At 72.7% G+C, this 18,713-nt stretch carries 18 protein-coding genes; 12 read left to right on the top strand and 6 right to left on the bottom strand.

Annotation, left to right across the window (positions count from 1 at the left end; translation table 11 throughout):
- Positions 1–137 precede the first annotated feature (137 nt).
- The 11 genes from ASF28_RS09265 to ASF28_RS09315 all read left to right on the top strand — a co-directional run bounded on the left by ASF28_RS09265 (position 138) and on the right by ASF28_RS09315 (position 11,801).
- Positions 138–1,412, top strand: coding sequence for an amidohydrolase/deacetylase family metallohydrolase (locus tag ASF28_RS09265; protein ID WP_056090546.1), 1,275 nt, complete (start codon positions 138–140; stop codon positions 1,410–1,412).
- A 25-nt stretch (positions 1,413–1,437) separates the two neighbouring features.
- Positions 1,438–2,304 (top strand): alpha/beta hydrolase, encoded by an 867-nt coding sequence (locus tag ASF28_RS09270; RefSeq protein ID WP_056090548.1) that lies wholly within the window; start codon positions 1,438–1,440, stop codon positions 2,302–2,304.
- Complete coding sequence (locus tag ASF28_RS09275) at positions 2,301–4,667, top strand: xanthine dehydrogenase family protein molybdopterin-binding subunit (RefSeq protein ID WP_056090551.1); 2,367 nt, start codon at positions 2,301–2,303, stop codon at positions 4,665–4,667. Before ASF28_RS09270 ends, ASF28_RS09275 begins: the two co-directional genes overlap by 4 nt.
- Positions 4,664–5,536: an FAD binding domain-containing protein gene (locus ASF28_RS09280; RefSeq protein WP_056090554.1), complete on the top strand. Its 873-nt coding sequence runs from the start codon at positions 4,664–4,666 to the stop codon at positions 5,534–5,536. The genes ASF28_RS09275 and ASF28_RS09280 overlap by 4 nt, the downstream gene beginning before the upstream one ends.
- Positions 5,533–6,780, top strand: a complete 1,248-nt coding sequence (locus tag ASF28_RS09285; protein ID WP_056090557.1) for a xanthine dehydrogenase family Fe-S subunit — start codon at positions 5,533–5,535, stop codon at positions 6,778–6,780. Before ASF28_RS09280 ends, ASF28_RS09285 begins: the two co-directional genes overlap by 4 nt.
- 41 nt (positions 6,781–6,821) lie before the next feature.
- Positions 6,822–7,973: an ABC transporter substrate-binding protein gene (locus tag ASF28_RS09290; RefSeq protein ID WP_056090560.1), complete on the top strand. Its 1,152-nt coding sequence runs from the start codon at positions 6,822–6,824 to the stop codon at positions 7,971–7,973.
- A 69-nt stretch (positions 7,974–8,042) separates the two neighbouring features.
- Positions 8,043–8,915 carry a branched-chain amino acid ABC transporter permease gene (locus ASF28_RS09295; protein WP_056090563.1) on the top strand — a complete coding sequence of 291 codons (873 nt, stop codon included), beginning with the start codon at positions 8,043–8,045 and terminating at the stop codon, positions 8,913–8,915.
- An 11-nt stretch (positions 8,916–8,926) separates the two neighbouring features.
- Positions 8,927–9,958 (top strand): branched-chain amino acid ABC transporter permease, encoded by a 1,032-nt coding sequence (locus ASF28_RS09300; protein WP_056091514.1) that lies wholly within the window; start codon positions 8,927–8,929, stop codon positions 9,956–9,958.
- On the top strand, positions 9,955–10,764 hold the full coding sequence (locus ASF28_RS09305) for an ABC transporter ATP-binding protein (protein WP_056090566.1): 810 nt from the start codon (positions 9,955–9,957) through the stop codon (positions 10,762–10,764). Before ASF28_RS09300 ends, ASF28_RS09305 begins: the two co-directional genes overlap by 4 nt.
- Positions 10,757–11,461: an ABC transporter ATP-binding protein gene (locus tag ASF28_RS09310; RefSeq protein ID WP_056090569.1), complete on the top strand. Its 705-nt coding sequence runs from the start codon at positions 10,757–10,759 to the stop codon at positions 11,459–11,461. The genes ASF28_RS09305 and ASF28_RS09310 overlap by 8 nt, the downstream gene beginning before the upstream one ends.
- Positions 11,433–11,801 carry a Rieske (2Fe-2S) protein gene (locus tag ASF28_RS09315; protein ID WP_056090572.1) on the top strand — a complete coding sequence of 123 codons (369 nt, stop codon included), beginning with the start codon at positions 11,433–11,435 and terminating at the stop codon, positions 11,799–11,801. The genes ASF28_RS09310 and ASF28_RS09315 overlap by 29 nt, the downstream gene beginning before the upstream one ends.
- A gap of 54 nt (positions 11,802–11,855) precedes the next feature.
- Here the strand turns inward: ASF28_RS09315 and ASF28_RS09320 are convergent, their stop codons facing one another.
- The 5 genes from ASF28_RS09320 to ASF28_RS09340 form a co-directional block, all read right to left on the bottom strand.
- Positions 11,856–12,338 (bottom strand): type II toxin-antitoxin system YhaV family toxin, encoded by a 483-nt coding sequence (locus ASF28_RS09320; RefSeq protein WP_056090575.1) that lies wholly within the window; start codon positions 12,336–12,338, stop codon positions 11,856–11,858.
- Positions 12,339–12,341: 3 nt separating this feature from the next.
- Complete coding sequence (locus ASF28_RS09325) at positions 12,342–12,668, bottom strand: type II toxin-antitoxin system PrlF family antitoxin (RefSeq protein WP_056090578.1); 327 nt, start codon at positions 12,666–12,668, stop codon at positions 12,342–12,344.
- A 94-nt stretch (positions 12,669–12,762) separates the two neighbouring features.
- Positions 12,763–15,231, bottom strand: coding sequence for a branched-chain amino acid ABC transporter ATP-binding protein/permease (locus ASF28_RS09330; RefSeq protein ID WP_056090581.1), 2,469 nt, complete (start codon positions 15,229–15,231; stop codon positions 12,763–12,765).
- 4 nt (positions 15,232–15,235) lie between these two features.
- Positions 15,236–16,105, bottom strand: coding sequence for a branched-chain amino acid ABC transporter permease (locus ASF28_RS09335; RefSeq protein ID WP_056090583.1), 870 nt, complete (start codon positions 16,103–16,105; stop codon positions 15,236–15,238).
- Between the two features lie 10 nt (positions 16,106–16,115).
- Positions 16,116–17,297, bottom strand: a complete 1,182-nt coding sequence (locus ASF28_RS09340; RefSeq protein WP_056090585.1) for an ABC transporter substrate-binding protein — start codon at positions 17,295–17,297, stop codon at positions 16,116–16,118.
- 191 nt (positions 17,298–17,488) lie between these two features.
- Between ASF28_RS09340 and ASF28_RS09345 the strand changes: the two genes are divergently transcribed.
- Entirely contained in the window at positions 17,489–17,923 is a 435-nt protein-coding gene (locus ASF28_RS09345) for a nuclear transport factor 2 family protein (protein ID WP_056090588.1), read from the top strand.
- On the opposite strand, the gene ASF28_RS09350 is transcribed toward ASF28_RS09345, so the two are convergent.
- Complete coding sequence (locus tag ASF28_RS09350) at positions 17,924–18,628, bottom strand: GntR family transcriptional regulator (protein WP_056091518.1); 705 nt, start codon at positions 18,626–18,628, stop codon at positions 17,924–17,926.
- Between the last annotated feature and the right edge of the window lie 85 nt (positions 18,629–18,713).

Consider the following 18,713-nt stretch of genomic DNA (forward strand, 5'->3'; position numbering starts at 1 on the left):
CCCTCCCCGTGCCGCGCCACGGGACCCTCCGTGGCACGCCGCATGCTTTGGCTGAATGCGAAGCATACTTCGCATTTCGGCGGTCCCGCCAGGGCCGTCGCAGCGATCGCGCCGGAGCGCGAGGGGAAAGACACGGAATGGATATCGCACGCTACGACATGCTGCTGCGCGGCGGGCGCGTCATCTGCCCGGTTTCCGGCATCGACGGCCTCAAGGACGTCGCCATCCGCGACGGGCGGATCGCGGCGGTGGCCGACAGCCTCGTTCCCTCCGCCGACACCGAGGTGGTGAACGTCGCCGGCAAGCTCGTCCTGCCGGGGATGATCGACACCCACGGCCACGTCTACCAGTACGTCACCGGCCGGTTCGGCCTGCCGCCCGACATGGTCGGCGTGCGCTCGGGCGTGACCACGGTGATCGACCAGGGCGGCGCGTCCTGCATGACCCTGCCGGGCTTCCGCCACTTCGTCGCCGAGACGGCCGAGACCCGGATCTACGCCTTCCTGTCCGCCTACCTCGTCGGCGGCCTCGAAGGCCACTTCTACCCGAACCTCTACAGCCCCGAGGGCGTCGACATCGAGGCCACGGTGAAGTCGGCGGTGGAGAACCGCGACCTCGTGCGCGGCATCAAGGGCCATGCCGAGATCGGCGGCTTCGCCCGCTGGGGCATCCGGGTCATGGAGATGGCGGCCGAGATCAGCCGCAGGGCCGACCTGCCCCTCTACGTCCATTTCGGCCAGCTCTGGGGCCTGCCCGAGAGCGGCGCCAACGGCGAGGACGCCAACACCATCATGGAGCGGGTGATCCCGCTCCTGCGCCCCGGGGACTTTCTGGCCCACCCGTTCACCCGGCATCCGGGCGGCTTCATCAACGAGGCGGGCGTGGTCCACCCGATCATCCGGGCGGCCATGGATGCCGGCCTCCGGGTCGATGTCGGCCACGGCAGCCACTTCTCCTACCGGGTCGCCCGCGCCTCCCTGCCGGCCGGCGTCATGCCCTACACCCTCGGCGCCGACATGCACGGTTACAACACCGAGGTGCCGCGGCCGGCGGGCACGCCGGACGAGCACCACGACGACGAGAACCACCCCTTCCTCGGCCAGGCCCGCTTCAGCCTGACCCAGGCCATGAGCTCGATGATGGCCCTCGGCCTCAGCCTCGAACAGGTGGTGCCCATGGTGACGAAGCATCCCGCCGAGATGCTCGGCCTGTCCGACCGCATCGGCGCCCTGACGCCGGGCTTTTCCGCCGACGTCTCGGTGCTCCACGACCATCGCGGCCGCTTCCTCCTGCGCGACAACGAGGACACGCAGGTCATCGCCCAGCGCCTGCTCCAGCCGGCCTTCTGCCTGCGCGCCGGCAAGCGCTTCGACGCCGACTCGCCGATCCTGCCCAGCGCCATCGCGGCCTGAACCGGACTTCGAAGGAGACGACCCCATGGGTGCCGATCCGTCCCCGCTGCCGCCCGATCCGAGGCGCGACTGGTCCCGCCTCGACCGCGCGGCGCGCGACGCCGCCTACGACAACAACGCGGCGGTGCCCGATGCCGCCGCCCAGGCGGCCGCCCGCAACGCCGCCTCCGCCGCCTATCGGGCGGCGCATCCCGGCGCCCTCGACATCCCCTACGGCGACGCGCCCGGAACCGCCCTCGACCTCTATCCGGCGAAAAGCCCGGCGGCGCCCTGCCTCGTCTTCATCCACGGCGGCTACTGGCAGCGCAATTCCCGCGACCTGTTCGCGTGCTTTGCGCAAGGCCCCGCCGCCGCCGGCTGGTCCGTGGCCATGCCGGGCCACACCCTGGCGCCGGAAGCGAGCCTGACCCGGATCGTCGACGAGATCGGCCAAGCCCTCGACTGGCTCGCGGCGCGCGGGCCGGCCCACGGCATCGCCGGTCCCCTGGTGCTCGCCGGCTGGTCGGCGGGGGCGCATCTCGCGGCGATGCAGCTGGCACACCCGGCCGTGACGGCGGGGCTCGCCATCTCGGGCGTCTACGAACTCGGGCCCATCCGCGACACCGGGCTGAACCGGGCCCTGTCCCTCACGGACGCGGAGGTCGCCGGCCTCTCCCCCCTGCGCCGGCCGGTGGTGGGGAAGCCCCTCGCCATCGCCTACGGCACCGCCGAGCGCCCGGCCCTCGTCCACGACGCCCGCGCCTTCCACGCCCTGCGCAGCGCCCATCACGCGCCGGGGCCGCTGATTCCGATCGCGGGGGCCGAGCACTTCTCCATCCTGAACGACCTGCGCCGTCCCGGCGGCGCCCTGGTGCGGGCCGCCATCGATCTCATCGAAGGGGTACGGGCATGAGCGACGCGATCCCGCTCACCGAGGGCGTCGGCGCCCGCTTGCCGCGCAAGGAGGACGACCGCCTCATGCGCGGGCGCGGCCAGTATGTCGGCGACCTGCGCCTGCCGGGCCTGCAGGACGTCGCCTTCGTCCGCAGTCCCCTGGCCCATGCCCGCATCCGGGCGATCCATGTTCCCGACGCCTACCGCGATCGGGTCTTCACCGCCGCCGACCTGACCGACGTGCAGCCGATCCGGGCGGTCTCGGGGCTTCCCGGCTTCAAGGTCTCCGAGCAGCCGGTCCTGGCGCGGGACAAGGTCCGGCAGGTCGGCGAGCTCCTGGCCATCTGCCTCGCGCCGACGCGGGCGCAAGCCGAGGACATCGCCGCCGCCATCGTCCTCGACCTCGAAGAGCTGCCGGCCGTCCACTGCATGCTCGCCGCCCGCGAGCCCGGCTCCGCCCTGGTCCACGAGCACTGGGGCGACAACGTCTTCCTCGAGACCCTCGTCGACGTGAACTTTTCCGCCGCCCTCGATGCCCCCATCAAGGTCTCGCGGACCATCTCCACGGGCCGGCAATGCATGGCCCCCATCGAGGGCCGGGGCACCGTGGTCCATCTCGACCACCGCATGGACCAGCTCGTGGTCCACACGGCGAGCCAGATGCCGCACATCGTGCGCAACGGCCTCTCCGAATGCCTCGGGATCGAGCAGGGCCGCCTGCGCATCGTCTCGCCGGATGTCGGCGGCGGCTTCGGCTACAAGGCGATCCTGCTCCCCGAGGACGTCTGCCTCGCCTGGCTGGCCCTCCGCGTCGGCCACCCCGTGCGCTGGCTCGAGGACCGCCGCGAGCACCTCACCGCCAACGCCAATTGCCGCGAGCACCATTACCGCATCACCGCCTATGCCGAGCGCGACGGCACCCTCCGGGGCATCGACTGCGAGGCCACCGTCGATTCCGGCGCCTACTCGGCCTACCCGTTCTCCGCCTGCCTGGAGGCGGCGCAGGTGGCGAGCATCCTGCCCGGCCCCTACGACTTTCCGGCCTATCGCTGCCGGACCTGGTCGGTGGCCACCAACAAGTGCCCGATCCTGCCCTATCGCGGGGTCGCCCGCACGGGCGTGTGCTTCGCCATGGAGCTCATCCTCGACGCCGTCGCGGCCGAGGCGGGCCTCGAGCCCTGGACCGTGCGCGAAAGGAACCTCGTGCGGCCTGACCAGATGCCGTTCGACAACATCACCGCCAAGCACTTCGACAGCGGCGACTATCCGCAGGCCCTGGCCCGCGTCCTGAAGGCCATCGACGTCGACGCCGTGCGCAAGCGCCAGCAGGCCGGCGAGGCGGACGGGCGCCGCATCGGCCTCGGCCTGTCGATCTACTGCGAGCAGGCGGCGCACGGCACCTCGGTCTATTCCGGCTGGGGCATTCCCATGGTGCCGGGCCACGAGCAGGCGGGTGCGCGCCTCACCCCCGATGGCGGCCTCGAACTCCGCATCGGCGCCCACTCGCACGGGCAGGGCCTGGAGACGACCCTGGCACAGGTGGCCCACGAGATCCTCGGCGTGCCGGTGGCGCGCACCCGCCTCGTCCACGGCGACACCGCCATGACGCCCTATTCCACCGGCTCCTGGGGCTCCCGCGTCATGGTGATGGCGGGTGGTGCCGTGGCGGCGGCCTGCCGCGAGCTCGCCGACCGGGCCCTGCGCATCGGCGCCCACCTGCTCCAGGCCGATCCGGCCGCCTGCCGGTTCGAGGCCGGCCGCGTGGTCGGTCCCTCGGGCGACGTCACCCTCGCGCAGATCGCCCACACCTGGTACCGGCGCCCGCAGGACCTCGCCCTCGACGTGAATCCCGGCGGCCTCGAAGTCACCGCCGGCTACAAGCCGCAACGCGATTCCGGCACGTTCTCCTACGCGGCCCACGCGGCCGTCGTCGCCGTCGACCCCGACCTCGGGGCGGTGGAAATCCTCGATTACTGCATCGTCGAGGATGGCGGCACCCTGGTGAACCCCCTGGTGGTGGACGGCCAGATCTATGGCGGCCTCGCCCAGGGCATCGGCACGGCCCTCTACGAGGAGGTGCGGTTCGACGCCCGCGGCCAGCCCCTGGCCTCCACCTTCGCCGACTACCTCCTGCCGGGACCGGCCGAGGTGCCCGAACCCCGCATCGACCACATGGCGACGCCCTCGCCCTACACGCAGTTCGGCGTGAAGGGCATCGGCGAGGGCGGGGCCATCGCGCCCCCGGCGGCCCTCGCCAACGCCATCAACGACGCCCTGCGGCCGCTCGGCGTCGCGCTGCTGCATTCGCCCGTGAGCCAGCACCGCATCGTCGCGGCGGTGCTCGCCGCCCGCGACGCCGCCACCGCGCGGGAGGCCGCATGAAACCCGCCCGGTTCGCCTACGAGCGCCCCGCCGACCTATCCGCCCTCCTCGACCGGCTGGCCTCGGCGGAGGGCAGCGTGAAGCTCATGGCCGGGGGCCAATCCCTCGGCCCGATGCTCAACCTGCGCCTCGTCGAGCCCGACCTCGTCCTCGACATCACCGGCATCCCCGAACTGCGCCGGGCGGCGATCGAGGGCGACACCCTGGTGCTCGGCGCCTGCGTCACCCACGCCGACATCGAGGACGGGCGGGTGCCCGACCTCACCGGCGGCGCCCTGGCCCGCGTCGCCGCGGCCATCGCCTACCGGCCCGTGCGCAACCGCGGCACCCTCGGCGGCTCCCTCGTCCATGCCGATCCCGCCGCCGACTGGGTGACCTCCCTCATCGCCCTCGGGGCCGAGGTCGAGCTGGCCGCGCGCACCGGCCGCCGCCGCCTGCCCGTGGACGCCTTCGTCACCGGCGCCCTCGACGTGGCCCTGGCCCCCGGCGAGATGCTGGTCTCCGTGCGGATACCGGCGCTGCCCCCCGGCACCGCCTGGGGCTACGTCAAGCACTGCGCCAAGATCGGCGAGTTCGCCCACGCCATCGGTGCCGTGCGGATCGAGCCCGCGACGGGCCGCGCCCGCGTGGTCATCGGCGCCATCGAGCGCGCCCCCCTCGTGGTCGCCGAGGCCGCCCGCCTGTTCGGCGGCCGGATCGGACCCGACTTCGCCGAACGGTTCGACCGGGCCGCCGCCGACGGGGTCCTGCGCGAGGCCGGCATGACCGACGCCGTCGACCGCCACGTCCACGTCACCATCCTCGCCCGGGCCGTCGCCCAGGCGGCGCGACCCGCCCCCTCGACCCGCCCCGTCAGCGAGGCCGCATGAGCACGAACGCCGCCCCGCGCGACGACCGGATGCCCCTCGCCCTCACGGTGAACGGCCGGGCCGTGACCCTGCGGGCCGAGCCCCGCATGCATCTCGCCGACGTCCTTCGCGAAGAACTCGACCTCACCGGGACCCATCTCGGCTGCGAGCACGGCATCTGCGGCGCCTGCACCGTGCTCCTCGACGGCGAGCCGGCGCGGGCCTGCCTCACCGTCTCGGGCGCCTGCGCGGGGGCCGACGTCACCACCATCGAGGGCCTCGACGACGATCCCATCGCGGGCGAATTGCGGGCCGCGTTCAACCGCGAGCACGCCCTGCAGTGCGGCTACTGCACGCCCGGCATGCTGGTGGCCGCCCGCGACCTCGTCCTGCGCCTGCCCGACGCCGACGAGCGCCGCATCCGCGCCGGCCTGTCGGGCAACCTGTGCCGCTGCACCGGCTATGTCGGCATCGTCCGGGCCGTGCGCGGCGTCATCGCCGACCGCCGCGCCCGCGGCATCGCCCCGACCACGGGGGCGCAGCGCGGCCTCGGCCCCGTCGGCGCCCGCCTCGGCACCCCCGCCGAAGCCGCCCGCACGCCCCTGCGGCCCGTCACGGCGACCGGGACGAATCCGGCGCCCGAGGCGGCCGCGGCGCCCGAGACGGCCGCGCCGGCCCTGGAGATCGCCGACGATTTCGTGCCCGCCCACCGCTTCGACCAGGCCTTCACCGTGGCGCACCCGCCCGACGCCGTCTTCGCCCTGTTCGGCGACGTCGAGGCCGTGGCGACCTGCCTGCCCGGCGCCGTGCTGACGGGCCGGCCGTCCCCGGAGATGGTCGAGGGCGCGTTGCAGGTGCGGATCGGCCCCATCGCGGCCCGCTTCCGCGGTCGGGCCCGGATTTTTCGCGACGCGCCGGCCCGCAGCGGACGCATCCTCGGCGCGGGCAGCGACGCGGGCGGGCGCTCCGCCACGCAAGGGGAGATCCGCTACCGCGTCGGGCCGGGGGAGGCCCCCGGCACGGCGAAGGTCGACCTCGCCGTCGGCTACACCCTCAAGGGGCCCCTCGCCCAGTTCGGCCGGCCGGGCCTCGTGCGCGACCTCGCCGGGCGCCTCGGCGCCGAATTCGCCGCGAACCTTGAGGCGCGGCTGTCCGGCGCCCCGGCGCCGCCGGCCGCCGGCCTCAACCCCCTGCGCTGGCTCCTCGCCGCCCTCGTGGCGCCCCTGCGCCGCCGCCTCGCCGCCCGGGGCGCCCGCCGCCCCTGATTCTTCGCCATCGCCCTTCGCCGCCGACTTTGGAGACCCCCATGACGCGCAGCCTCACGACCCCGGCCCTCACCCTCGCGTTCGTCCTGTCGGCGGGCGTCGCTCAAGCCCAGGCCATCCGCATCGGCGTCAACGAGCCCCTCACCGGCCCGTTCGCGGCGTCGGGCACCTACGTGGTCAACGGCGCCAAAATCGCCGCCGACGAGATCAACGCCAAGGGCGGCGTGCTCGGGCGCAAGCTCGAACTCGTCGTCGAGGACAACAAGAGCAACCCGACGGAAGCCGCCGCCGTGGCGGAAAAGCTCATCACCAGCGACAAGACCCCGGTGCTCATGGGCGCCTGGGGCTCGAGCCTGACCCTGGCGGTGATGCCCAAGCTCGCCGATTACGAGACCGCGATGCTGGTGGAGACCTCGTCCTCGGGCAAGATCACCACCTCGGGCAACCCCTTCGTCTTCCGCATCTCGCCGCCCTCGGCCCTGGAGGCCGAGGCCTTCGCCCCGATGGTGGAGCGGCTCGGCCTGAAGAAGGTCGATTTCCTCGCCATCAACAACGACTGGGGCCGGGGCGCCGCGGCCGATTTCGGCAAGATGCTCAAGGGCAAGGGCGTCGGCGTCGGCCTCGTCGAGACCATGGACCAGGGCGCGCAGGACATGAGCGCCCAGCTGTCGAAGCTGAAGGGCTCGGATGCCGACACCCTCCTGATCACGGCGGCCGTCGATCAGCTCACCCTGCTGTTCAAGCAGATGGCGGCGCTCGGCTTCAAGAAGCGGATCATCACCACCGGCGGCTCCCAGAATCCCGACCAGATCATCGCCCAGGCCGGCACCGCCGCCGAGGGCACCCTGCACCTCACCACCTTCCTGCCCTGGTACCCCGAGAAAACCCCGAACCCGGCCGCCACGGCCTACTTCATCGCCGAGTGGAAGAAGCGCGGCTTCGAGTTCGCCGGCGTCACCGAGAGTTTTCGCGGCTACGACGGCATCCGCACCATCGCGGCGGCCATCGAGAAGGGCGGCGCCGCCGACGCGGCCTCCATCCGCAAGGGCTTCTGGTCGGTGGATTTCACCGGCCTGAACGGCCCCATCCGCTTCGCCAAGGCCGGCCCCGCCGGGTCCGAGAGCGGCCAGAGCAAGCCCGACGTCTACCTCGTGAAGATCGAGGCCGGAAAAGTCGTGGTGCCCGACCTCTAGCCCGCGCCGAACCTGTCCCGGCCGCCCGTCCCCGGGCCGCCGGGTCCCGTCCGCACCGGCGAGGCCTCCATGACCGAATTCCTGCAGCACCTCCTCAACACCCTGATCCTGGGCGGGACCTACGCCCTCTTAGGCATCGGGCTGACCCTGATCTTCGGCATCATGAACGTGGTGAACTTCACCCACGGCGCCCTCTACACGGTGGGCGCCTACCTCATGTACCTCGCCGTCACGGCCCTGGGGCTCGGCTTCTTCGCGGCCCTGCCCACCGCGATCCTCGGCGGATTCCTCCTCGGCGCGGTCCTCGACCGCGTGCTCCTGCGGCCCCTGCGCGGCGCCGACATGGACACCACCATGCTGGTGATGATCGGGGCCGGCATCGTCCTGCAATCGGGCACCCTGTGGCTGTTCGGCGGCGTCGCCAAATCGATCCCGACGCCGTTCCCCGACGCGCCGCTCCAGCTCGGCCCCGTCTCGGTGTCGTGGCTGCGCCTGTTCGTCCTCGGGGCCGCCGCCTCCCTCATCGTCCTGACCTACGGGCTCATCAACCGCACCCGCCTCGGCCTCGCCATGCGGGCGACCTTCCAGGACCACGACACCGCCGCCCTGATGGGGGTGAACGTGCGCCTCGTCTACACCGCCACCTTCGCCATCGGCTCGAGCCTCGCCGCCGCCGCCGGCGCCCTGCTCGGCCCCGTCTACGTGGTGTTCCCGCAGATGGGCGGCATGGCCGAGCTCAAGGCCTTCGCCATCGTCATCCTGGGGGGGCTCGGCAGCATCACCGGGGCGGCCATCGGCGGCTTCATCCTGGCGCTCGCCGAGGAGCTGGGCGCCGGCTACATCTCGTCGGGCTACCGCGACGCCATGGGCTTCCTCATCATCATCGCGGTGCTGGTCTTTCGTCCGACGGGCCTGTTCGCCAAGGCGGAGCGCATCGGATGACCCAGTCTCTCCTGAATCGGCATCTCCCCGCCCTCGCCCTCCTCGCGGCCCTCGTCGCCCTGCCCTTCGCCCTCGGCGACAACCCCTACCTCCTCAACGCCCTGATCACGACGGGCATCGTCACCATCGCGGCCATGAGCCTGAACCTGCTGCTCGGCTTCACCGGGCAGCTCAGCCTCGGCCACATCGCGTTCTTCGGCATCGGCGCCTATGTCAGCGCCCTCACCAGCCTGGGCTTCGACGTCGAGATTCTTTGGGGATTTCGCGTCGTGCACGAGCCGTGGCCGGCCGCCGTGGGCTTTGGGCTCGCGGTGCTGGCGACGGCCGCCTGCGGCTACCTCGTCGGGCGCCTGTCGTTCCGGGTGCGCGGCGCCTACTTCGTCATCGTGACCATCTCGTTCGCCGAGGTGGTGCGCCTCGTCGCCCTCAACTGGGTGGAGCTGACGCAAGGCCCCCTGGCACTCACGGGAATCCCGCCCTTCACCCTCGGCCTGCCGGGGCTCGGCAGCACCACCCTGCGGACCAAGCTGCAGAACTACTACCTCGTCCTCGTGGTCGGCACGCTCTGTTACGCCCTCATCGCCCGCCTCGTCGGCTCGCGCTTCGGCCGGGCCATGCGGGGCCTGAAGGAGAACGAGTCCCTCGCCCTCTCCGTGGGCATCGACGCCACCCGCACCCTCACCCTGGCGGCGGTGATCTCGGCGGCCATGGCGGGGGCCGCCGGCAGCCTCTACGCCCACTACCTGCGCATCATCGACCCCGACGTGTTCCTGTTCTCCACCACGGTCACCATGGTCATCATGGTGGTGGGCGGCGGCAAGGGCACCCTGCTCGGCCCCATCGTCGGCGGCCTGATCTTCGGCTTGCTGCCCGTGGCCCTGCGCCCGGTCATGGTGCCGGAGGCGCAGTGGATGGTGTTCGGCCTCGTCCTCATCGCGATCCAGTTCGTGATGCCCCGCGGCATCGTCCCGGGGCTGGCCCGCCTGTTCGCGTGGCGGCGCGCGCCCGCGCCCGCGCCCCGCGCCGTGGAGGTCCGGTCATGAGCACCCCCCCGATCCTCTCGGTGGACCATGTCGGGGTGCGCTTCGGCGGCCTCACCGCCATCGCCGACCTGCATTTCGACGTGCATCCCGGCGAGATCGTCAGCCTCATCGGCCCGAACGGGGCCGGCAAGACCACGGCCTTCAACGTGATGACGGGCTTCCTCAAACCGAGCCAGGGAGAGGTCCGGTTTCGCGGCACAAGCCTGCAGGGCCTGGCGCCCCACGCGATCGTCCGGCTGGGCCTGAGCCGCACCTTCCAGCGCACCAGCGTGTTTCCCGACGACACCGTGTTCGACAACGTGATGATCGGCCTCCATCGCCGGGGCCGGTCGCGCCTCATCGACACCCTACTCGGGCGCGACCGCGCCGGCGAGGCGGACCTGCGGGCGCGGGCCCGCGCGCTCCTCGACACGGTCGGGCTCTCGGCCCGGGCGCAGGACAAGGCCGGCGCCCTGGCCTACGGCGAGCAGCGCCTCGTCGGCGTCGCCCTGGCGCTCGCCACCGAGCCCGCCATGCTCCTCCTCGACGAGCCGGTCTCGGGCATGAACGCCTCCGAGACCCAGGTCTTCGTCCGCCTGATCCGGTCGATCCGCGACCGCGGCGTCACGATCCTCCTCGTCGAGCACGACATGCCCATGGTGATGGCGGTCTCCGACCGCATCGTGGTGCTGAACTACGGCCGCCTCATCGCCGAGGGGCCGCCGGCGGCCATCCGCGCCGACCCGGCCGTGATCGAGGCCTATCTCGGCCAGGGCAGCGCCGCCCGCGACGCGGCCCGGGCCGCCAGGGAGACGAGCGATGCTTGAGATCCGGGACCTCGTCTGCGGCTACGGCACCGTCACCGCCCTGAAGGGGCTGTCCCTCACCGTGGCGGAGGGGCAGCTCGTGGCCCTGGTCGGCGCCAACGGCGCCGGCAAGTCGACGACCCTGCGGGCGATCTCGGGCCTCGTCCCGGCGCGGGCCGGCAGCATCCGATTCGCCGGCCGCGACATCACCGGCGCCGACCCGCGCACGGTGCTCGGTCACGGCATCGCCCACTGCCCCGAGGGCCGCCGGGTGTTTCCGCAGATGAGCGTCGCCGAGAACCTCGCCCTCGGCGCCTACCTGCGCCGGGACCCGGCCGGGGTCGCCGCCGATCTCGCCCGCGTCTACGGCGAGTTCCCCCGCCTCGCCGAGCGCCGCCGCCAGATGGCCGGCACCCTCTCGGGCGGCGAGCAGCAGATGCTGGCCATCGGCCGGGCCCTGATGGCGCGCCCCAAGCTCGTTCTGTTCGACGAGCCGTCGCTCGGCCTCGCCCCCAACATCGTCGAGCGCATGTTCGCCGTGATCCGGGCGATCTGCGACGCCGGCACGACGGTCCTCCTCGTGGAGCAGAACGCCTTCGCGGCCCTCGAACTGTGCGACGACGCCTACCTGCTGGAGACGGGGCGCATCGTCCTCTCCGGTCCGGGCGCGACGCTCATCGCCGACCCCCATGTGCGCCAAGCCTATCTCGGCGGGTGAGCCGATCTCGGCGGGTGAGGTCTGGGTCCGCGCCTGCGCGCGCGCGGCGCTGGCGGGCCGCGCCCTGCTCCCGGTCTTCGTGGCCGGGCGGCATCTTCTGCTGGTTCAGGACGGCGACCGGCTGTTCGCCACGGAACGGGCCTGCCCGCACGAGGGGGCCGACCTCGCCGCCGGCCGCTGCTCCGGGGGGCGGCTGTTCTGTCCGCGCCACCTGGCGTGGTTCGCCCTCGAGGACGGGACGGTCTCGCCGGGCTGGGATTTTCGCCGCCTCGTCACCTATCCCGTCCGCACCCGCGGCACGGACGTCTACGTGCGGATCGGGTCTCGCGATCCGCCGTGAGACCTTGGGGTCATGCGGGATGCGGAACGCCCGGCCGTTCGCGCGCGATGTCGTCTACGCGGGTCCGGCTGCGTCCAGTCGCTCCACCACCGGCGTCGCGGAACTCGCCGCGAGCAAGGCCGTCCAGTCGTCCGGCGGGTTGCCCTTCGCGAGCATCCCCCTGAACACATGGTAGGCGTCCGTCTTCGAGCCGTAGGTCCGCAACGTGGTCTCGTCGTTCACCCAGGCGAAGATGATGACCTTCGCTCGGCTGTCGAAGCGGAAGAAAAGCCGAAATCTGCCATTGCCGAACTTGGCGCGGAACCAGTGTTTCCGGGCCCTGCCCAGGGTGTCACCCTGGCGATACTCGGGCCGCGTCGGATCGGCCGGGATCGTTTCGAAGATCAGGGTGCGGAGCATCGCCAAAAGCTTCGCCTGCGCCGTGCTCCGATAGCCCTGCGGATCGGCCGCCCTGGCCGCCTCGACGGCCGCCGTCGCCCGCTCGAGCTGATCGAGCAGCAGGGGATGCGCGAAGATCGTCCAGCCGCCGACGACCATGGCTCAGAGGGCCACGGCCCCATCGATCTCCTCGGCGAGGTCGACGGTCATCCCGGCCGTGAGCGCGGCCATACGCTCCGCCAGGGCGGCAGGGAAAGCCGTGACCTGTGACGGGTTGCGGGTCATGTCCCGCGCCAGGAAGGTGAGGAACCCGTCGATCACGGGGTCCGTCTCCCGGTCCGCCCCGAGCAGGCTCACGTGGCCGCTGTCGTCGACGACGTAGGCGATTTCGCCGCCGTAACTCACGCCAAGGGCTTGGCGCACGGCCTTCGGAACCGTCGTCTGCCCCTTGGACGTGATCCGGCTCCGCTCGTGGACACGGGTCGCCATGGCCTTCTCCCGACGTAGGGTAAGGAATATTCCTTACCCTACGCAGGAAGGTCGGGCAACGGCGCGACCCCGGCGCCCCGACGGAGACCGAACCTCACGCCGCACCGAGATAGGCCGCCTCCAGGCCCTTGTCGGCGGCGAGCTCGGCGGCCGAGCCGCGGGTGACGACGCGGCCCTGCTCGAGGACGTAGCCGCGGTCGGCCACCGTGAGGGCGAGGGCCGCCATCTGGTCGACGATGAGGATGGTGGTGCCGGCATCGCGCAGTTCGGCCACCACGGCGTAGAGGGCGTTGATCATCGCGGGGGCGAGGCCGAGGGACGGTTCGTCGAGGAGCAGGATGCGGGGCCGCGCCATCATCCCGCGGGCGATGGCGAGCATCTGCTGCTCGCCGCCCGAGAGCAGGCCGGCCCGGCTCGTCGCCCGGTCGCGCAGGCGAGGGAAGCGGGTGAGCAGCGCCTCGATCTCGGCCGGATCGATGGGCTCGGCCCGGCCGTGGGCGCCCAGCCGGATGTTCTCGACGACGGTCAATTCCGGAAACACCTGCCGGCCCTCGGGCACCAGGGCGAGGCCGAGGCGGGCGATGCGGTGGGCCGGGAGCCCCGCGACGGCGCGGTCCTCCAGGACGATCCCGCCCTGCACCGGGCGCAGGAGGCCGGCGAGCGCCCGCATGGCCGTGGACTTGCCGGCGCCGTTGGCGCCGAGCAGCGCCACGGTCTCGCCGGGGCGGACCTCCAGGGACACCCCCTCCAGCACGGCGGCGGCGCCGTAGCCGGCGGTGAGGCCGTGGGCGGAGAGCACGGCGTCGGCCGGACCCTGCCAGGGGGCCGCGCGCGGCCGGGCCGGGGTGTCGGCCGCGCCGAGATAGGCGCGGATCACCGCCGGGTCGTGGCGGATGGCGGCCGGGGCGCCGCTCGCGATGGGCCGGCCGGCATCCATGACGAGGATGTGGTCGGAGACGCCCATGACCAGGGGCATGTCGTGCTCGACGAGGATCACGGCGACGCCGCAGGCGGCGATCCGGCGCAGGAGATGCCCGAGGCGGTCGGTGTCGGCGCGGGTGAGGCCGGCGGCGGGCTCGTCGAGGAGGAGCACCCGGGGCCGGCCGGCGAGCGCCCGGGCGATCTCCACGAGGCGGCGGTCGACATGGGGTAGTTCGTCGGCCGGCCGGTCGAGGGCGCCGGTATAGCCGGTGAAGGCGAGGAGTCCGGCGGCCGTCGCCCGGTCGTCGCGCCCCGCCCGGCGCCACAGCCGGCCGGGGGCGAAGGCCAGGGCCACGTTGTCGACGACGCCGAGCGACCCGAACAGCCGCGTGGTCTGGTAGGTGCGGGCGATGCCGGCCCGGGCGATGCTCTGAGCCGGGGCGCCCGTGAGGTCGCGGCTGCCGAGGCGGATGGCGCCGGCGCTCGGGCGGTAGAAGCCCGAGACCATGTTGAGCACCGTGGTCTTGCCGGCGCCGTTGGGGCCGATGACGCTGGTGACGGCGCCGGGCGCCGCGGTGAACGACACGCCCTCGGCCGCCTGGATGCCGCCGAACCGGATGCCGATGCCTTCGACGGTCAGGGACTCGCCCGCGCGCTCGCCGAGGAAACCGGCCAAGTCGGCCTCCCCCGTGGCGCGGGTCTCCGTGCGACGCGGGATCAGGCGGGCGACACTGCCGACGAGGCCGGCGGGGACGAGCCAGAGCACCACCAGGGTGGCGAGGCCGAAGAACAGCAGCCGGTACTCGGCCAGGCCCGACAGGGTCTCGGGCAGGAGCACGGTGACCAGCGCCCCGAACAGGGGGCCGAGCACGGTGCCGGCGCCGCCGACCACCACGGCGAGGACGAACAGGATCGACTGCGAGAACGGGAACGAGCTCGGGGCGATGAACAGCATCAGGGGCGGCAGCACCGCCCCGGCGAGGCCCGTCAGCGCCGCCGAGACGGCGAACGCCAGGGTCTTCACCCGCACGGGATCGAAGCCGAGGGAGGCGGCGGCGACGTCGGCGTCGCGCACGGCGCGCATGGCCCGGCCGAGGCGGCTCCGCGCCAGGCGGTGGAAGCCGAAGAGGGCGGCCCCGGCCATGAGCACGGCGAGGATCGCGAGTTCGCGCTCGGCGAAGGGCAGGCCGAACAGGGTCCGGCCGCCGGTGACGACGAGGCCGTTCTGGCCGCCCGTGAGGGCGCCGCCCTCGATGAGCGCGTGCTCGACGATGAAGCCGAATGCGATGGTGACCATGGCGAGGTACGGACCCTTCACGCGCATGGCCGGAACCGCCAGGACGATGCCGACGAGCCCCGAGAGCGCCGTCGCCGCCGGGAGCGCCAGCCAGAAGCTCACCCCGGCCCCCGTCAGCACCGCGCTCGCATAGGCGCCGATGGCGTAGAAGCCGGCATGGCCGAAGGAGATCAGGCCGGTGAGACCCAGGAGCACGTTGAGGCCGACCCCCGCCAGCGTGGTCAGGGCCACGAGGGCGATGACGAAGTGGCTGTAGCCGGTGGAGCCGGCGACGAGGCCGAGGCCCGCGGCCGTCAGGGTCAGGATGGCGAGCGGCATCGCCCAGGGTCCGTTCAGGTGGCGCATGGCGTCAGACCTTGTTGACGGCGCGGCGGCCGAACAGGCCGTCCGGCCGGAGCGCCAGGGCGAAAATGATCACCGAGAACACCACGAGCTGGGTGTAGGCGGAGCCCAGCGTCGCCGTGACGGTGGCCTCCAGCAGCCCGTAGAGCAGGCCCGCCACCACGACCCCCGTGGCCGAGCCGATGCCGCCGAGGATCGCCACGGCGAAGGCCTTGATCCCGAACAGGGCGCCCATCTCGGCCGAGACGGAGAACAGGGGCGCGATGAGCAGCCCCGCCACCCCGGCCAGCACCGCCGACAGGGCGAAGGCGCAGGCCACGGTGCGGCGCACGTCGATGCCCATGAGGCGGGCCGCGTCGGCGTTCTGGGCCACGGCCAGGAGCACCCGGCCGAGGTCGGTCCGGCGGAACACCGTGCGGATGACGACGGCCACGGCGACGCCGATCACCGGGATCACGAGCTGGAGCGGGTAGATCCCGGCCCCGAAGACCTGCACGGGCGCCACCGCCAGGGGGGAGGGCAGGCTGCGCGGTTCCTTGCCGAAGGTGAACAGCAGGGTGTTGTCGAGGATGATGCCGCCCGCCACGGTGGCGAGGAGCCAGGCGTCCGAGCCGCGCTCGACGAAGGGCCGGACCAGCAGGCGCTCCACCACCACGCCGAGGAGGGCGCAGCCGGCCAGCGCCAGGAGCACGGCGAGCCACATCGGCCAGCCGAGGGTGACGCCGAGCCAGTAGCCCAGGACGGCGCCCAGGGTCACGGCCGAGCCTTGGGCGAAGTTGACCGTGCCCGACACCGCGTAGGTGATGTGGAAGCCGAGCGCGATCAGCCCGTACATGGCGCCGAGGCCGAGGCCGGTGACGAGGGTTGCGGTGAGCATCCCGGAAACGTCAGTTCGCCACGGCGACGATCTCGCCGTTCTGGAAGCGGGTGAAGACGTAGTCCTTCGGCCCGAGGGCGTCGTGCCGGCCCGGCGCGAAGGGCGCGTCGTAGGTCTTGATCAGGCCCGGATAGGTGGCGACCTTGTAGAAGCCGTCGCGGACCTCCGGCCCCTTGGTGGAGCCGGCGGCCTTGATCGCCAGGGCGAGCAGGTGGGTCGCGTCGTAGGCGTTGGCGATGCCGACCGCCGGGGTCACGTCGGCCATGGATTTGATGGCGGGGTATTTCTTCTTGAGGGCGTCGAGGACGGCGAGGGCCTTCGGCGCGGTGTTGCCCGCGAAGGTGAAGGTCTGGATGAAGTGGACCTTGCCGGCGTTGGGGCCGGCGAGTTCGTCGAAGCGCCCGCCCGCCGGGCCCCAATGCGACACCACCGGCACGGTCCAGCCCATGCGGTCGAGGGACTTCACCACCTGGGCCGAGGGCCCGACATTGCCGACGAGGAACAGGGTGTCGGCCCCGGCCTCCTTCAGGCGGGTGAGCTGGGGCACCATGTCGACGTCGGCGGCCTCGTACTTCTCGATGCCCGCGCTCGGCAGATCCGCCGCCTTGAGGGCGGCGACGAGGCCCTCCCGGTTCGACTCGCCCCAGGCGTTGTTGACGAGGATCAGGCCGGGCTTCCTGGCGCCGTGGGTCCTGACCGCGTAGGCGACCAGGGCCTCGTCCACGAGGGCGTCCACGGCCGAGACCCGGAAGGCGTAATTGTCCGCCGCCCCGTTGCGGGTGATGCCGGTGCCGGCGGCCCAGGGGCCGAGGAACGGCACCTTCATCTGATTGGCGATGGGCACCACAGCCATGGAGACGGGGGTGTCGAGGCCCCCCACCAGGGCGACGACGCCGACGCGCTGGATCAGTTCGCGGGCGGCGAGCACGCCCTTCGACGGGTTGGCCTCGTCGTCCCGCGCCACGAGTTCGAGGGGCCGGCCAAGGACGCCGCCGGCGGCGTTGATCTCGTCGATGGCAAGCCCGATGCCCCGCGAGATCGCCTCGCCGGATTTGGCCGACTGGCCGCTGAGCGCCGTGACGAGGCCGATGCGGATGGGGTCCTCGGCGAACGCCGCGGTGGAGACGCCGAGCAGCAGGGCCACGCCGAGGGCCGCGCGGCGGGTCGGGGACGGACGGGGGCGGATGGGCATGGGGCAGGTCTCCGGCGGAATTTTTGGAGTGTTTGCAACGCCTGTGCCATGGATCAAATCGTTGGTATCGTTGAAGAAAGCTCCGGCCCTCCGGGGGCCGTGCCGCGAACTTCGCCAAAGTGCATACACTTTTTGCATGCACTTCCGGCGGCGTGCGGCGAGAAGGGGCGGAACGCGCAGGAGATCGAGGGATGACGGCAGGACCGAACGACCCGGACAGGCAGGGAGCGGACAGGACGGCGCGGGACGCCGCCCGCGTCACCGCCTATCTCGAAGCCTCCATGGTGCCGGACCCCGAGCGGGCGGCGACCTACATGGCGCCCGGCATCGCCATCGTGTTCACGGGCGGGCGCCGGTTCGGGCATCCCCGCGAGGTCACGGCCTTCAACGCCGGGCGCTACGCCTGGGTGAAGAAGCGGATGGAGCGCCTCGACGTGGTGCCGGGGGACGGATTCACCACGGTCTACAGCCTCGGCACCCTCTACGGCGCCTGGCCCGACGGCACGCCGTTCGAGGGCAACCGCTACGTCGACCGCTTCACCGTGCGCGACGGCCTGATCGTCACCATGGAGGTGTGGAACGACAGCGCCGAGCGCCTCCTGACGGCGCGCGGGATCACCGCCTGATCAGACCGCGGCGTAGGGCGCCAGCCGGCGCAGGAGGTCGCCGTCGCGGGGCGGGGCGGCGACGATGTGCGCCCGCTCGGCCACGGCGTCGAGGTGGTGGTCCATGAGGGCGGTGGCCCGCGCCGCATCGCCCGCCACGAGGGCCGCGATGAGGGCGCGGTGCTCGGCCACGGCGCATTCGGCCGAGTGGGGCCGGCTGTAGAGGGACAGGATGAGGGCGCAGCGGTAGCCGAGTTCGCCGACGTAGCGCTCCAGCACGGGGCTGCCGGTCATCTGCGCCAGCAGCAGGTGGAACTCCGTGGCGAGGCGGATGGAGCCCGGCTCGGTGCCGCGCCGGGCCGCCTCCTCGCGGTCGACATGGGCGTGCAGGGCGGCCTCCTGGTCGGGATCGAGGCGGCCGGCGAGGCGGGCGACGACGAGGCGTTCGAGGCCGATGCGGATGTCGAAGGTGTCGCGCGCCTCCTCCCAGCCCGGCGTCGCCACCACGGCGATGCGGTTGCGGCGCAGCTCCACCAGGCCCTCGCCGGCGAGCTGGCCCAGGGCCTGGCGCGCGATGGTGCGGCTGACGCCGAAGCGCTCGCCGAGGGCATCCTCGGGCAGGCGGTCGCCGGGGGCCACGGCCCGCTCGACGATGGCCCGCCGCAGGGCCCGGCAGATCGCCCCGACCCGGTCCTGACCGCCCTGCTGGGTCGTGTTGCCCGCCATGGCCTTTCCACCCATCCTGTTTCCGTCCTCCCCTGTCCCGCCGGACCACGACACGCCCAAGCACGAGCGGGACCAGATCTCCCAC

The sequence above is a fragment of the Methylobacterium sp. Leaf99 genome (assembly GCF_001422375.1).
Classification (GTDB): Bacteria; Pseudomonadota; Alphaproteobacteria; order Rhizobiales; family Beijerinckiaceae; genus Methylobacterium.